Source organism: Pseudoxanthomonas sp. PXM01 (assembly GCF_014851815.1).
In the GTDB taxonomy this organism is placed as follows: Bacteria; Pseudomonadota; Gammaproteobacteria; order Xanthomonadales; family Xanthomonadaceae; genus Pseudoxanthomonas_A.
In genome coordinates this window covers 1,853,100-1,866,274 of sequence record NZ_JACVAJ010000001.1, presented here as the reverse complement: position 1 = coordinate 1,866,274, position 13,175 = coordinate 1,853,100, and the positions used below count along the sequence as shown (strand labels likewise).

Below are 13,175 nucleotides of genomic sequence, written 5' to 3'. Positions count from 1 at the left end.
GCGCCGCCGCCGGCATGGCCTATGCTGACGGCATGAGAGACGCAAGGCTCGAGGATTTCGTGGCGACGCATCGCCGCCTGTTCGTGCTGACCGGCGCGGGATGCAGCACGGCGTCCGGCATTCCGGACTACCGGGACGAACAGGGCGCGTGGAAGCGCACGCCGCCGGTCACGTACCAGGCCTTCGTCGGCGATCCCACCACGCGGCAGCGGTACTGGGCGCGCAGTCTGCTCGGTTGGCCACGCATCGCCGGGGCGCGACCGAATGCGGCGCATCGCGCGCTGGCGGCACTGGAGGCGCAGGGTCGCAGCGAGTTGCTGCTGACCCAGAATGTCGACGGCTTGCATCAGGCGGCCGGCAGCGAGGCGGTGATCGATCTGCACGGCCGCCTCGACGGCGTGGTCTGCCTGGCGTGTGGCGCCACGTCCGCGCGCGCGCGGCTCCAGTTCCGGCTCGCCGAGGCCAACCCGGACTGGCTGCATCTGGATGCGGGGACCGCGCCGGATGGTGACGCCGACCTTGAAGCGAGCGACTTCGGCGCGTTCCAGGTGCCGGCCTGCGAAGCCTGCGGGGGCATGCTCAAGCCGGACGTGGTGTTTTTCGGCGAGAACGTGCCTCGCGTGCGGGTCGAGACGGCGATGGCAAGGCTGGCCCATTCCGACGCGATGCTGGTGGTCGGCTCGTCGCTGATGGTCTACTCGGGGCTGCGTTTCGTGCATGCCGCGGTGCGGCTCGGTCTGCCCGTGGCCGCGGTCAGCCTGGGACGCACGCGTGGGGACGATCTGCTGAGGTTCCGGGTGGCCGCGCCGTGCGGCGATGCGCTCGCCTTCCTGCTCGAACGCGAGGTACTCACTCCGCCGGCGGTTGCAGGCTGACCCAGCGCTCCAGCGAGTGCGGCGACAGCGGGCGCGAAACGTAGTAACCCTGCAGCAGGTCGCAGTTGAGCGAGGCCAGCACGGCGCGTTGCGCCGCATTCTCCACGCCTTCGGCAACCACCTTCAACGACAGGCTTTCGCCGATGCGCAGGATGGACGTCGTCAGTGCGCGTGCGGATTCGCTGTGTTCGAGATCGCGGACGAAGCTCATGTCCAGCTTCAGCTCGCTGATCGGCAGGCGATGCAGATGGCTGAGGCTGGAATAGCCGGTGCCGAAATCGTCGATCGACAGGCTCACGCCCATCCGGTGGATCGCATCGATGTTGGCGAGCACTTCCGGCTTCTGCGCCAGCATGACGCTTTCGGTCACTTCGACCATCAGTTCGTCGGGCGACAGGCCGCACTTGCCCAGTACGTTGCCGATGAAGGTAGGCAGGTCCTGCTGTTCGAAATTGATCGCCGACAGGTTGACCGACACGCGCGGCACGGGGACGCCGCGGCGGCGCCAGTCGGCCATCTGCGTGCAGGCTTCCTCCAGCGTCCAGCGGCCCAGTTCGTCGATCAGGCCGCATTCCTCGGCCATCGGAACGAAGGTCGCCGGCGAAATCTCGCCGATCTCCGGGTGCCGCCAGCGCAGCAGCGCCTCGACACCATGCAGGCTTGCATCCTCGTCCAGCGCGACCTGCGGTTGGTAGTGCAGCCGCAGCTGGCCGCTGCGCACGGCCTCGCGCAGCGCATTCTCCAGCGCCAGGCGCTCCTGCATCGCCTGGTTCATTTCCAGGCTGTAGAACACGATGCGCCCGCCACCTTCGGATTTGGCGCGGTACATCGCGATGTCGGCGTGCCTGACCAGCGAATCGACGTCCCACCCATCGGCGGGGAACATCGCCACGCCCACGCTGGCCTGCGGGGTCAGCATCATCCGGCCGGCGTTGACCGGCTCCGACAGGCGGGCCATCAGGCGGTCGGCGAGGTTGGCGGCTTCCTCCGCCGTGCGGTCGGGGACCGCGAGCACGAATTCGTCGCCCGCCAGCCGCGCCACCACGTCGCCCTCGCGCAGTTCGTTGCCCAGGCGCTTCGCCAGCTCGCGCAGCAGTGCATCGCCTGCGGTGTGCCCCTGGGTGTCGTTGACGATCTTGAAGCGGTCGATGTCGACGAACAGCAACGCCACCTGGCTGTCGCGTCGCGCCGCACCCAGCAGCATCTGCTCGACCTTGCTGTTGAACAGCGCCCGATTGGGCAGGCCGGTCAGTGTGTCGAAGAACGACAGCTGGTGCATGCGGGCGCGGGCGCGCTCGCGCTCCATCGCCAGGGCGCACAGATGCAGGCAGACATCGACCACCCGCAGGTGGAACTCGTCCGGCGCGCGGTTTTCCCAGTAGTACAGCGCGAACGTGCCGAGCACGCGGCCATCGTTGCCCTTGACCGGGCTGGACCAGCAGGCACGGATGCCAAGGGCGAGGAACGGCGCGTTGTGCGACTGCCAGCGTGGGTCGCGCTCGATATCCCGGCATTCGACCGGCTGCCCGCTCCATGCGGCGGAGCCACAGGCACCGACCATCGGCCCGGCCAGCTCGCCGTCGATCAGGGAGGCGATGTGGTCGGGAAGGCTGGGCGATGCCAGCGGACGCAGGCGGCCATAGTCGTCGACGCCGATCACCGAGGCCACGGCTTCCGGCATGACCTTTTCGACTTCACGGCAGATCAGCGTCAGCACGTCCTGCAGCGGCTGCTCGCGGACGATCGCGCTCAGCACCTTGCGGTGCATTTCCTCGTGCAGCTTGCTGTGGGTGATGTCGGTGTATACGCCGAGCAGGTAGCGGACGTTGCGCTCGGGATCGAAGACCGGGTTCACCACCGCCGAGATCCACAGCGGCACGCCGTTCTTGGCGTACACCAGCAGCTCCGTGCGGTAGCCCTGCTGGGTGTGCAGCTGCCCGCGTACCCATTCGACCGTTTCGGGGTCGGTGTGCGGGCCCGCGAGGAAATCGCTGGGCCGGTGGCCGAGCGCGTCTTCCAGCGTGTAGCCGAACATGCGCGTGAAGCCTTGGTTGATCCAGGTGATGCGCGCGGCGTCGTCGCAGACGACGATGGCGTTGTCGCTGTGATCGATGACCCATGACACGTCGGGCTCGCCATCGGCGATATACGAAGGCATGGCGATGGCAGTAGGCCTCACGGTCGGTTCTTCCCCAAAAGAACGGTTGCCGCCAGATGGACCGGGTTCGCCACGGCATTCCCTGCTAGCCGCCCCCGAGACAGGGCAATACGTTGCGGTATTGCCCATGATCGCCGCACTTTACCTGAAGTCCTCCGTCGCGCGGGTGATGGGCGCGTGTGCAAACGCTTCCAGGTTTTCGCCGGCATGGGGCACCCGCGTGCCGGCGGCCACGGGCCCGCGATGCCCGTTCCAGGGGCGAAGACCCCGAGGATGCACCGGCAGGAGGCAAGACCCCTGACGCACCGCCGTCATGAACACCGCCTAGGCTTGCCGCCCGCAAGACAGGGGCGAGCATGAAAGCGATGTGGAAATGGATGTGGGTGGGGAGCGTGCTGTGCATGACGGCATGCGGGGCCGGTTCGCCGCCCGCGGCCGGTTCGGAGGGGCAGGCATCGTCCGCAGGTGCGGCGGATACCAGCGCCGGACCCGTGCCGGCGACCTCGTATGAGCGCGCCACGCGCGCCCTGTCCCAGCGCCGGATGCTGTCGCCCGCCGGCGACAACGCGGTGGAGCACTATCTCGCCGCCCGCGCGGAGGCGACGGAGCATGCGCGCGCGCAGGCGGCACTGGCCGAACTGCAGCCCTACGTGCTGATCGCTGCGGAGCAGGCCATCGCACGCGGCGATGCGCAGGAAGCCTCGCGCTTGCAGGGCCTGATCGAACGCATCGATGCGCGCGCGCCTGCACTGCCACGGTTGGCGATGGAGGTCGCCGCGCTGGCGCGCGAGCAGGCTGCGCAGGTCGCCCCTGCCGCGGTGGCGCCGCCGGCCGTCGTGGTGCCGACAGCGGCAGTGCCCGCGCCCGCGCGCGGCGCGGGAACGTCCGTCGCGGCGCCGGCGACCATCACGCCGGTCGTGACCGAGCCTGTGCCTGCCGCAGCGCCATCGCCCGCACCCGCGGTCGTGGCGCAGGACGCGCCGATACCAGCCGGCGCGCCTGCCGTGGCACCTCGCGTCGCGCAGGGCGCCCGCGCACCGAGGTTGCTCCAGGATGCGCAGCCACGCTATCCGTTGCCCGCGCTGCGCGCGCGCATCGAGGGCCAGGCGGAAGTGGCCTTTACCGTACAGCCGGACGGCAGCGTCAGGGACGTGCGCCTGCTGTCCTCGACCCCGGGCGGCATGTTCGATGCCTCGGCGCTCGCGGTCGCGCAACGGTGGCGTTTCGAGGCCACGGGCCAGGCGCATGCATCCAGCCGCACGGTGCGGTTCCGTCTGCCTGCCGGAGATGCCGGCGGCGGCTGAGTGGTGTCGGCAAGCATCTGCGGCGAGAATGGCGGCATGACGACTTCTTCCGCTTCCGCCGTGCTCGACACCGTCGAACAGGAAACAGGCCCCGAGCCGCAATGGTCCGTGCTGTGGTTGCACGGGCTGGGCGCCGATGGCCATGACTTCGCGCCGCTCGTGCCAGAGCTCGTACGGCCGGGGTGGCCGGCCTTGCGCTTCGTGTTCCCGCACGCACCGGTGCGCGCGGTGACGATCAACAACGGCGTGCGCATGCGCGCGTGGTACGACATCGTTGGCATGGATTTCCCCACCCGCGCGGACAGTGCCGGCATCGAGGAGTCCATCGTCCAGGTGGAGGCGCTGATCGCACGCGAGCAGGCCCGCGGCATCGCGCCGGAGCGCCTCCTGCTGGCAGGATTCTCGCAGGGCGGTGCGGTGACCCTGGCGGCCGGCCTGCGCAGGCAGGTGCCGCTGGCAGGACTGATCGCGTTGTCGACCTACTTGCCCGGTGTGGCGCAGGCCGGGGCCCATCTCGCCCAGGCGGCGACCGCGCAGCCCGTTTTCATGGCGCACGGAACGGGCGATCCGGTGATTCCGCTCGTCCATGCCGAACATAGCGCCCGTGTCCTGGGCGACCTGGGTTTCGACGTCCAGTGGCACCGCTATCCGATGGCGCACCAGGTGTGCGCGGAGGAAATCCGTGACCTGGGTGACTGGATGGCGCGGCGTTTTGCGTTGTAATTCCCACGCGCCCCCCCGGTGGATGACGCATGGCGTCGCCATGGGTACCCTAGGACTCGGGGGATCACGCCAACGTTCACCGAGGACGCCTTTGCCGTGAAAGTGGTCATCGCCGACGACGAATCCCTGGCCCGCGAGCGGTTGCGCGCGCTGCTCGCCGAGCATCCCGGCATCGACGTGGTGGCCGAGGCCGAGAACGGGCTCGATGCGCTGCAGGCGTGTTCGCAACATCGCCCCGACATGGTGCTGCTCGACATCGCCATGCCCGGCGTGGATGGACTGGAAGCGGCCCGCCACCTGGCGGCCTTCGATCCCCGCCCGGCGGTGGTGTTCTGCACGGCCTACGACGAACATGCGCTGTCCGCGTTCGAGGCGGCGGCCATCGATTATCTGATGAAGCCGATCCGGCCCGAGCGGCTGGCGGCGGCACTGGAGCGTGCGCGCACCTTCATCGCCGGGCGTGAGAACCATCCGCCTGCGGCTTCGAGCAGCCAGCCGCGCACCCATCTGTGCGCGCGCCTGCGTGGCAGCCTGCGACTGATCCCGGTCGATGAAGTGCACTACCTGCAGGCCGAGGAGAAGTACGTGGTGGTGCACCACGCCCGCGGCGAGGACCTGATCGAGGAATCGCTGAAGTCGCTGGAGGAAGAGTTCGGTGGACGCTTCGTGCGCATCCATCGCAATTGCCTCGTGGCGCGGCATGAACTGGTCGAGATCAAGCGCGTCGGCGACGGCCACGTGCAGGCCATCCTGCGCCACGGCAAGGTGCCTCTCGAGGTCAGCCGCCGTTGCGTGGCCGGTCTGCGCGAGACGGTCAAGGCGCTCTGACCGCCGCGGACGCCGCCCCATGCGGGATAATGCCCGCATGACCACGCTGCGCATCGCCACCCGCAAGAGCCCGCTCGCCCTCTGGCAGAGCGAACACGTCGCCGACCGCCTGCGCGCCGCGCACCCTGGTCTGGTCGTCGAACTGGTGCCGATGAGCACGCGTGGCGACGAAGTGCTGGACCGGTCGCTGGCGGCGATCGGTGGCAAGGGCCTGTTCCTGAAGGAACTGGAGCTGGCCATGTTGCGCGGCGAGGCCGATTGCGCGGTGCATTCGCTCAAGGACGTGCCGATGGAACTGGAGGGGCCGTTCGCCCTGCCGGCCATCCTGACCCGCGCCGATCCCGCCGATGCGTTCGTCTCCACCCTCTACGCCGATGTCGCCGCACTGCCGCAGGGCGCCCGCGTAGGCACGTCGTCGCTGCGCCGGCAGGCGCAGTTGCGCGCGCTGCGCCCGGACCTGGAACTGCGCGACCTGCGTGGCAACGTCAACACGCGCCTGGCCAAGCTGGATGCGGGCGAATACGACGCCATCGTCCTGGCCTGTGCCGGCCTGCAGCGGCTCGGCTTCGCATCGCGCATCCGTGCCCGGCTGGATGCGCCGGACTGGCTGCCGGCGCCTGCGCAGGGTGCGGTCGCGGTCGAGTGCCGCGCCGAAGACCCGGACACGCATGCGTTGTTCGCCGTGCTGGACGATGCCGCCACCCGCCTCTGCGTGGAGGCGGAGCGGGCGATGAACCGCGCGCTGCATGGCAGCTGCCATGTTCCCGTCGCTGCATTCGCGCAGCGCGTCGGTGACGATCTCGTGCTGTCGGGGCTGGTGGGATCCGCCGCCGATGGCCAGGTGCTCCGCGCCGAAGCGCGCGGTCCGGCGGCCGACCCCGACGCGCTCGGGCGCCGCGTCGCCGCGCAATTGCTCGAACAGGGCGCGGGCGCGTTCCTCGCCTGACAGCCCTTACTTGAAGCGGTAGACCACGTTCATGGTGGTCAGCGTGTCGGTCTTCTTGATGTCGGGCGCCACGTCGCTGTTGTGGCGGGCCTGCCAGCCGGCCTTCAATGCGAGGTGCGAGTTCATCGTCACCGAGACGCCCAGGTCGTTCTGCGCGAACGTGTTGTACTCGCCCGACTCCACCAGCAGCTTGTTGACGATCTCGGTGTTCTCGCTGAGGGCATAGCGCATGTCGATCAGGCCACGGCCGATGAAGCTGGCTTCGGTGCGTCCGTCCACGGTGTCGTGGGCACGCCGGTAACCCGGACCGACCTGCAGGTCGAGGTGCGCGCGCTCGTTCTCGATCACGCGGTTGCCGTAGCTGAGGCTGACCGACTGCTGCCGGCTATAGGTGCCGAAGTCGTCCTGCTCGTGGCGCACCGAGGTGTTGAGCGTCCCGCGGTCATCCATCATGTAGGCGCTGTTGCCGGTCACCGTGTAGCGGTTGGCGGTGGTGCGGCGGTCGCGGACAACGCTGCCGTCCTCTTGTGTGCGCGTGTATTCGGAGCGCGAGTGCAGGCCGAACAGGCTGGCGCTGTGGCGCCAGGCGCCGCCGTCGTTGTAGGTGAGGTCCAGCCGCCCGTTGAAGCTTTCGTTGTTGCTGTTGCCACTCGCGGCCGCGAAGCCCAGTTCGCCGCCACCGGTCAGCGTCGGGGTGGGCGGGGCGGGCGGCGGTGGGGGCGGCACCTCTTCCGGGATCGGGCGTACCGCCATGGCGACGACCGGCACGGCCATGCCGTCCTGCTTGCCGAACCCCTTGCCGGAGTGGGGCACGGTGGCCTTGTCGTTGCGCGGCAGAAGGACGTCGGCGGCGTGCGCCTCGATCGTGCCGCCCGCCATCATGAGGGCAAGGGCGAGCAGGGAAGGGGACATCCGGGCAGGCATGGCGAATCTCGGGGGAGGGAAATGACTGAAACCGGTTACATGGTAGGGAAGCCCCATCGGTGCGACAACCCAAGTGCTTGTTCCGATTCAGGTTTGCGACATGCATTCTGCCATGCGAGCGGACCTGGATCAGGATCGCCATCACGGTCGGCAGCGCTCCCGGTACTCGCGGAGTTCCCATGCCAGCCGTCGCCGGCCCTCATCGCTGGCATCGGGCAGCAGGCCGTACACATTCTCATGCATCCGGGGGCAGGGATCGGTGGTGTAGTGGGGTCCGCCGAAGAGCAATCCAATCCTTTTTTCGACGGTCCGTTTGGGGGATGTCGGTTCGCGCATGCGGAACCGGCCGCCGTTTGCGCCTCCGGGAAGTGCTGGTGTGCGGCTGGCCGTCAGTCCGGGCTGGAAATCCACCGCCGTTGCTGTTTGCGCCGCCCAGGCCGCGCCTTGCGCCAGGTAGTCGGACGCGCGGGGGGATACCGTCGCCTCGGGAGACGGTTCCGTGGCCACCTGCGATGGCGGCACCCGCTCGGATGGCGGCGATGGATGGTTGTCGGGTGGGGGCGTTGTCGCGCGCGCTGGCGGAAGGGATGGTTGCGGCGCGGGCTGCGCCAACTCGATCCAGCGCACCCGCAGCACGGATCGATCATCGCGCCCGTCGGCATGTCGGGCGGGTGCTCGCAACAGCACCCAGGCCACCGATCCATGGATCACCAGTACGATCACCGCCGCAATGGCACGGCTCCGGCCCTCCGCTGACATCCTGTCATCTCCGCATCGCGTGCGCGGAGTCTGTCGAGCCGGAGATGAATGTGGAGTTATCCGTCCACGCGCTGATAGCGTGGCCCGGGCGTCCTGCCGGTTGGAGCTCGCACGGGGCGCCCGTGCCGGTGCTCCCGGGCGAGGGCGCCTTGGGTCCGTGCGTTGAGGGCGCCACGGCGGCGAGGACACGCCGCGGCACCAGGCACCGCACGGGCCCAAGGCGCCATCGGCGCATGTCCCCTGTACCCGTTCCAACGGCGGGCAGGCGATGAAAACGGCCACCCGTCGGTGATAATCCGCGCACGCCCCCTGCCGTGCCACCCATGGACAAGATCGAACGCATCACCGCCCTGCACCGCATCCTGAAAGCGGCACGCTATCCGGTCACCGTGAAGCGCCTGCAGGAGGAACTGGGCTGCTCGCGCGCCACCGTCTATCGCGACCTGGCCTACCTGCGCGATGCACTGATGGCACCGATCGAGGGCGATGGCGAGGCGGGCTTCCGCTACCACGCCGCCGAAAGCGACCGCTTCGAACTGCCGGGCCTGTGGCTGAGTTCGGAGGAACTGTATGCGCTGCTCGCCGCGCAGCAGCTGCTGGTGCGTACCGGGGGCGGCGTGCTGTCGGGCGCGCTGGCGCCGCTGCAGAAACGCATCGAAGGCCTGCTGGCCGATCATGCCGGCGTGGACCAGTGGCCGGTCGACCGCGTGCGGGTGATTCCGCACCGCGGACGCAAGCTCGACGAAGCCAGCTTCCGTACCGTCGCCTCCGCCGTGCTGGAGCGCAAGCAACTGCAGTTCGAATATCGCGCGCGCTCCACCGACGAGCGCACACGGCGCACGGTGTCGCCGCAACGCATCACCCACTACCGCGACAACTGGTACCTGGATGCCTGGGACCACGAACGCAACGGGCTACGCAGCTTCGCCGTCGATCGCGTCGGCAATGCACGACTGGGCGAAGAGCCGGCGCGCGACCTGCCCAACGAAGAACTGAACCAGCACCTGGCCTCGAGCTACGGCATCTTCTCGGGCGAACCGAAAGGCTGGGCGACCATCCTGTTCAGTGCCAAGGCCGCGCGCTGGGTCGCCGACGAGCAATGGCACTCCAAGCAGCAGGGCCGCCATCTGCCCGATGGCCGCTACGAACTGAAAATCCCTTACAGCGTCTCGCGCGAGCTGCTGATGGACATCCTGCACTACGGTGCCGACGCCGAGATCGTGGAGCCCGCGGTGTTGCGCGAACAGGCGAAAGCGCTGCTGGAGCTGGCGCTGTCGAACTACGAGAAGAAGTAACGCCGTGGTCGTTGTGGGGGCGACATAAGTCGCAAAGCTTTGCGGTTCGCCCCACCTGTCATCGCGACTGACGTCGCTCCCACAGGACGCTGTCCTCTGCCGTTGCCGTCACGGCCCCTTCGGTTCGCCGAATCCGGGCTTGCCCACCTGTTCCGGCACCTGCGGCACACGAACCAGCTGGCGCGCGTTGATGCCGTGGTCGCGGGCGCGCTTCACCAGGTCCTGGTACTGCGCATCCTCCATCACGGTGTCGCGGGCGAGGATCCAGCCCATGTCGCGCCCCGGGTAGTCGACCAGCACCCACGAATAGTCCGGGGCCACCTCGACGATGCGCCACTTCGCCGGCACCACCCCGACGAACCACAACGTCCATTCGCGGTTGCCCGAGTCGCCCTTGACCGAGGCGCGTGCCTCGCGCTGTTCTTCGGGCGCCGCGAAACCTTCACGGTAGTGATAGGTCACGCCCACCTTGTCGGCATCGCGCAGCGCGTACTCGTAGCGTGCCGCCACGTGTCCGCGCTCGGCGAAGTAGGGGATGTGCGCGACCACGTGCCAGGTGCCCATGAGGCGCGGCAGGTCGATGGCATCGGGGGATGCCTGCGCGCCGCCACGGCTGGCGCAACCCGCCGTGAGGCACAGGAGCAGCACCATCAGGGCGAGATGGAACGTGCGGTAGTGGAACGCGATGGACATGTGGAACTCCTTCCTCCCCGTCTTACCGACACGCGCGTCATCAGGGTGCGAGCAGATGGTAACCGGTGACGTCGCAATCCATGAGATGCGCATGCGCGAGTGTGACGGCGTACTGACATCACACAAGGGAGTCTTTCGCCATGGCCACGTTCTCGATCCAGGATCCGCATGCCGTCCGCCCGGACCGCCCCGATGTTCATCTTGATCGTGTCCTGCGCCGGGCAGTGCTGGCGGGCGTGGCACTGGTGCTGCTGGTGCCGCTGGCGCGGGCCAGCACGGACTGGCTGGGCTGGTTGCCGCTGTGGCTGGTCGGCATGCCGGCCGTGGCGTGGTGGGCGCTGCACCGCTTCCGGCTGCCGACCGGCACTCGCCTGACGGGGGCGGCGCGACGCCGACGCAGCCCGCAGGCGCGGCGGATCCGGGCCCGCACGACAGCCCTGCCGCGGGCGGCCTGACCTTCGGCAGGGGGTGGCCTCCGGGCCTTGTGCTAGCGTGACATGTTCATGAACTGCACCTCCGGAGCCACTCCCGATGCCCAGACTCACCCATGCCTGCCTGGCCGCCGGCCTTGCTGTTGCGGGCGCGCTGTCCGCCCCTGCCCACGCCAAGGAGGCTGACGTGTCCAACGACCCGTATGCCTGGCTGGAAGACGTCGAGGGCCAGAAACAGCTCGACTGGGTGAAGGGGGTCAACGCCAAGGCCGAGGCCGAGATCGCCACGACGCCGGCGTTCCGCGAGCTGGAAGCCGACATCCGCGCCATCCTGGATTCCGACGCCAAGATCCCCGGCGTGCAGAAGATCGGCGACCACTATTACAACTTCTGGAAGGACAAGCAGCACGAGCGCGGCCTGTGGCGCCGCACCACGCTGGCGGAGTACCGCAAGGCCCAGCCGCAGTGGGAGACCGTGCTCGACCTGGATGCGCTGAACAAGGCCGAGGGCAAGAACTGGGTCTGGCACGGCGCCGACTGCCGCAAGCCCGACTACACGCGCTGCCTGATCGCGCTGTCGCGCGGCGGAGCGGATGCCGACGAGACCCGCGAGTTCGACCTGGTCAACAAGAAGTTCCTGACCGACGGCTTCTATCGTCCCGAGGCCAAGGGCGGCCTGGGCTGGAAGGATGCCGACACGGTCTACGTGTACACCGATTTCGGCGCCGGCAGCATGACCAGTTCCGGTTACCCGCGCATCGTCAAGGAATGGAAGCGCGGCACGCCGCTGGACAGCGCCAAGGTGGTCTACGAAGGCAAGCCGGACGACATGTACATCGCGGCGTACCACGACGACACGCCGGGGTTCCAGCGCGATTTCGTCAGTCGCACGCTGGCCTTCTACAACGACGAGATGTACCTGCGCGGCAAGGACGGCACGCTCACCAAGATCGATGCGCCGAACTCGGCCAACAAGGGCGCGTTCCGCGAATGGCTGACGCTGGAACTGCGCGAGCCATGGACCGTCGAGGGCAAGACCTACGCCGCGGGCTCGCTGCTGGCGGCGAAGTTCGACGATTTCATGGCGGGCAAGCGCTCGTTCGATGTGCTGTTCGAGCCGACCATGACCACGTCGCTCGCCGGCATGTCCGTCACCAAGAACCACGTCGTGCTGAACGTGCTGGACGACGTCAAGAACAAGCTCAGCGTGCTGACGCCGTCGGCGACCGGCTGGAAGCGCAGCGAGTTCGTCGGCGCGCCGTCCTTCGGCACCGTCAGTGTCAGCGCGGTGGACGGCGACGACAGCGATGCGGTGTGGATGACCGTCACCGACTACCTGACCCCGACCACGCTGTCGCTGGTCGAGCTGGGCAAGCAGCCGGAACAGCTGAAGTCGATGCCGGCGTTCTTCGACGCCTCCGGCAAGAAGATCGAGCAGCACTTCGCCACCTCCAAGGACGGCACCAAGATCCCGTACTTCCTCGTGCGCCCCGAGGGCCTGAAGTACGACGGCAGCACGCCGACCCTGCTGTACGGGTATGGCGGTTTCGAAATCTCGATGACGCCGGGCTATTCCGGTGGCGTCGGCAAGGGCTGGCTGGAGAAGGGCGGCGTGTACGCCGTGGCCAATATCCGCGGTGGCGGTGAGTACGGTCCGCGCTGGCACCAGGCGGCGCTGAAGGCCAACCGCCACAAGGCCTATGAGGACTTCGCCGCGGTCGCGCAGGACCTGATCGCGCGCAAGATCACCTCGCCGAAGCACCTGGGCATCCAGGGCGGCAGCAACGGCGGCCTGCTGACCGGCAACATGCTGACGCAGTATCCGGAACTGTTCGGTGCGGTCGTGGTGCAGGTGCCTTTGCTGGACATGAAGCGCTACAGCCACCTGCTGGCCGGCGCGTCGTGGATGGCCGAGTACGGCAATCCCGACACGGCCGACTGGGAATTCATCCAGACCTTCTCGCCGTACCACCTGTTCGATGCGAAGAAGGACTATCCGCCGACCCTGTTCATGACCTCGACGCGCGACGACCGCGTGCATCCCGGCCATGCCCGCAAGATGGCGGCGATGATGCTCGACGCCGGCAAGGACGTGCGCTACTACGAGAACATCGAGGGCGGCCATGGTGGCGCGGCGAACAATGCCCAGGCCGCGCACATGAGCGCACTGGCCTACACCTTCCTCTGGCAACAACTGGCCAAGTAAGTCCCCCAGCGCCCCTCCCTTGCGGAGGGGCGC

12 protein-coding genes are annotated in these 13,175 nt (G+C 68.4%); 8 read left to right on the top strand and 4 right to left on the bottom strand.

Going from position 1 to position 13,175, the window contains the following annotated elements; all coding sequences use genetic code 11:
• Positions 1-14 precede the first annotated feature (14 nt).
• On the top strand, positions 15-875 hold the full coding sequence (locus tag IB230_RS08585) for an NAD-dependent protein deacetylase (protein ID WP_255430488.1): 861 nt from the start codon (positions 15-17) through the stop codon (positions 873-875).
• Here IB230_RS08585 and IB230_RS08580 read toward each other — a convergent pair.
• Positions 850-3,054: an EAL domain-containing protein gene (locus IB230_RS08580; protein ID WP_343227273.1), complete on the bottom strand. Its 2,205-nt coding sequence runs from the start codon at positions 3,052-3,054 to the stop codon at positions 850-852. The two genes, IB230_RS08585 and IB230_RS08580, sit on opposite strands and share 26 nt — an antisense overlap.
• A 335-nt stretch (positions 3,055-3,389) precedes the next feature.
• Here IB230_RS08580 and IB230_RS19905 point away from each other — a divergent pair, with 335 nt between their 5' ends.
• From IB230_RS19905 to hemC, 4 genes are all read left to right on the top strand, one after another.
• On the top strand, positions 3,390-4,337 hold the full coding sequence (locus IB230_RS19905; protein ID WP_192270934.1) for an energy transducer TonB: 948 nt from the start codon (positions 3,390-3,392) through the stop codon (positions 4,335-4,337).
• A 36-nt stretch (positions 4,338-4,373) separates the two neighbouring features.
• Positions 4,374-5,060 carry an alpha/beta hydrolase gene (locus IB230_RS08570; protein ID WP_192270932.1) on the top strand — a complete coding sequence of 229 codons (687 nt, stop codon included), beginning with the start codon at positions 4,374-4,376 and terminating at the stop codon, positions 5,058-5,060.
• Between the two features lie 96 nt (positions 5,061-5,156).
• On the top strand, positions 5,157-5,888 hold the full coding sequence (locus IB230_RS08565; RefSeq protein ID WP_192270930.1) for a LytTR family DNA-binding domain-containing protein: 732 nt from the start codon (positions 5,157-5,159) through the stop codon (positions 5,886-5,888).
• Between the two features lie 37 nt (positions 5,889-5,925).
• The gene (gene hemC / locus IB230_RS08560) at positions 5,926-6,834 is read left to right on the top strand and encodes a hydroxymethylbilane synthase (protein WP_192270928.1); all 909 of its coding nucleotides are present in this window, start codon (positions 5,926-5,928) and stop codon (positions 6,832-6,834) included.
• Between the two features lie 6 nt (positions 6,835-6,840).
• Here the strand turns inward: hemC and IB230_RS08555 are convergent, their stop codons facing one another.
• Together IB230_RS08555 and IB230_RS08550 are read right to left on the bottom strand one after the other, a co-directional pair.
• Positions 6,841-7,758 carry a DUF481 domain-containing protein gene (locus IB230_RS08555; protein WP_225589313.1) on the bottom strand — a complete coding sequence of 306 codons (918 nt, stop codon included), beginning with the start codon at positions 7,756-7,758 and terminating at the stop codon, positions 6,841-6,843.
• A 141-nt stretch (positions 7,759-7,899) separates the two neighbouring features.
• Positions 7,900-8,517 carry a hypothetical protein gene (locus IB230_RS08550; protein WP_192270926.1) on the bottom strand — a complete coding sequence of 206 codons (618 nt, stop codon included), beginning with the start codon at positions 8,515-8,517 and terminating at the stop codon, positions 7,900-7,902.
• A 323-nt stretch (positions 8,518-8,840) separates the two neighbouring features.
• Between IB230_RS08550 and IB230_RS08545 the strand changes: the two genes are divergently transcribed.
• Positions 8,841-9,812: a YafY family protein gene (locus tag IB230_RS08545; protein ID WP_192270924.1), complete on the top strand. Its 972-nt coding sequence runs from the start codon at positions 8,841-8,843 to the stop codon at positions 9,810-9,812.
• Positions 9,813-9,920: 108 nt separating this feature from the next.
• On the opposite strand, the gene IB230_RS08540 is transcribed toward IB230_RS08545, so the two are convergent.
• A complete protein-coding gene (locus IB230_RS08540) occupies positions 9,921-10,505 on the bottom strand; it encodes a lipocalin family protein (RefSeq protein WP_225589311.1) in 585 nt (194 codons plus the stop codon).
• Between the two features lie 140 nt (positions 10,506-10,645).
• Between IB230_RS08540 and IB230_RS08535 the strand changes: the two genes are divergently transcribed.
• Complete coding sequence (locus IB230_RS08535) at positions 10,646-10,960, top strand: hypothetical protein (protein ID WP_192270922.1); 315 nt, start codon at positions 10,646-10,648, stop codon at positions 10,958-10,960.
• A 76-nt stretch (positions 10,961-11,036) separates the two neighbouring features.
• Positions 11,037-13,142 carry a prolyl oligopeptidase family serine peptidase gene (locus tag IB230_RS08530; protein WP_192270920.1) on the top strand — a complete coding sequence of 702 codons (2,106 nt, stop codon included), beginning with the start codon at positions 11,037-11,039 and terminating at the stop codon, positions 13,140-13,142.
• The last annotated feature ends 33 nt before the right edge of the window (positions 13,143-13,175 follow it).